Genomic DNA, 1,809 nt, shown 5'->3' with positions numbered 1-1,809 from the left:
GTCCACTCGCCCCTTCCCCGGGCCCGTCCGGCCCGTCCCGCGGGCCCGTTGCAGGCTACTGCTCGCGCAGGCGGCCGAGCACCGCCTGCTCGAAGGTCCGGAACGCGCACTCCTCGCGCCACTCCAGCTCGGCCTTGGGGTTGTCGTCGAGCAGCGCCGCGCAGGCCGCGCTCGGCTCGTCCTCGCCGAGCGGGTCGTGGGCGCACTCGGCGGCCGGCCGGTAGCCGTCCCGGTCGGCCCACAGGCTGCGGCCGGGCAGGAAGGCGTACTCCAGCGACGCCCGGGCGAGGTCGCGCAGCACCCGGTAGTCCAGGCCGTAGGTGAGCGCGGCCCGCTGGTACTCGGTGGTGATGTCGCCGCGCGAGACGCCCGGGTCGTCGGTGGCCAGCGCCACCGGGACGCCCGCCGCGAGGTAGCGCGGGAACGGGTGCTCCGGGCCGCTGACCCCGAGGATCTGCTCGTTGCTGGTCAGCGGCACCTCCACCAGGACGTGCCGGGCGGCCATGGTGCGCAGCAGCCCCTCGGGGTCGTCCTCGTGGGCGAGGTCGACGCCGTGGCCGATCCGGTCGGCGTGCCCGGTGAGCACCGCCTCGCGGATGTGGAAGCGCAGGTCCTCGGGCTTGACCAGGCCGGGTACCAGCTCACCGGCGTGCAGCGTGATGTGCACCTCGGGGTACTCGCCGTGAAGGTAGTCCAGCATCTGCATCTGCAGCCGGTAGTTCTCCAGCGAGGCGGGCGCGTCCTCGGGCTGGACCAGGTTGACCGCGACGTAGCGCGGGTCGTGCCGGGCGAGTTCCATGCCGAGCAGCAGCTGGGTGAAGACCCGGGCGGGTGTGGAGGCCCGGGAGGCCTGCGAGATGAACCGTACGGTCACGGCGCAGCCGGGTGCGGGGTCGTCGCCGTCGCAGTGCGAGGTGGCCCGGAACTCCGTCAGCGCCGCGTCGGCCTCGCCGGAGGCGGTCCGCACCAGGGCGCCGATCTGGTCGTCGGCCAGCAGTTTGGCGCGCAGCGCGGCGAGGTCGCTGTCGAAGCCGACCTTGGCGGCCAGTGCCGCCGCCCCGCCGGACGCGGGCGTCGACATGGTCTCCAGGTAGGACTGGTTCTGCCGGGCGAGGGTGTCGGTGACCTCGGCCAGCATCCGGCCGGGGTGCCGCCAGGAGGCCTCGCCGAACTTCCCGAAGGTGGCGAAGAAGTGGTCGTGGCCGGACTCGGCGCCGGGCACGAAGTCCTGCATCGACCAGGCCCGGATCACCTGCTGCCGGAAGGCGGGGTCGGTGACGGCGTCGGCCGCGGGGCGGCTGCCCGCGGGGCAGGGGCCGCCGACGACCGCGGTCGAGGTGGCGGTGTCGATGCACAGCCCGTCCTCGGCGGCGAGCTGGATCAGCAGCTCGGTGGAGGCCGCCCCGGAGAGGTGGTTGTGCAGGTCACCGCCCTTGGGCAGGGCCTCGAAGAACGCCCGGAGCTCCTGCGGCCGGTCCCGGATGCGGTCCAGGTAGGCGGACACCCGGTCGGCCGGCGGTACGGGACGCACCAGGGCCTGCCCGGCCTGCGGGACGGCGGCCGCGGCGGGGACGGCCCGGCCGGGGAACAGCGGGAGCAGCAGCGCGGTGCCCGCCGCGAGGGCGGCCGCGGCGGCATGACGTGTGCGAATCATGGCCGCATCCTGGCGGCCCCCGCGGCCGCTCCCGGCCCGACAGGCCGGGTGCGGCCGGGTGGGTCATCCGATCGCACCAGCGCGCGGCGGAGCGCGCGACCCGCGCCGACGCCGCCCGCGGAGCACCCCGGCCCGGCCTCGCCCGCCCCGGCGGC

At 75.8% G+C, this 1,809-nt stretch carries 1 protein-coding gene; it reads right to left on the bottom strand.

Annotated elements, in window-relative coordinates:
• Positions 1–55: 55 nt before the first annotated feature.
• The gene (locus AB0D08_RS40715; RefSeq protein WP_359895416.1) at positions 56–1,654 is read right to left on the bottom strand and encodes an adenosine deaminase; all 1,599 of its coding nucleotides are present in this window, start codon (positions 1,652–1,654) and stop codon (positions 56–58) included.
• Between the last annotated feature and the right edge of the window lie 155 nt (positions 1,655–1,809).

This window comes from Kitasatospora sp. NPDC048540, assembly GCF_040651175.1.
Classification (GTDB): Bacteria; Actinomycetota; Actinomycetes; order Streptomycetales; family Streptomycetaceae; genus Kitasatospora.
The sequence above is the reverse complement of the archived record's forward strand: the minus strand, read 5'-3'. Positions and strand labels throughout refer to the sequence as shown.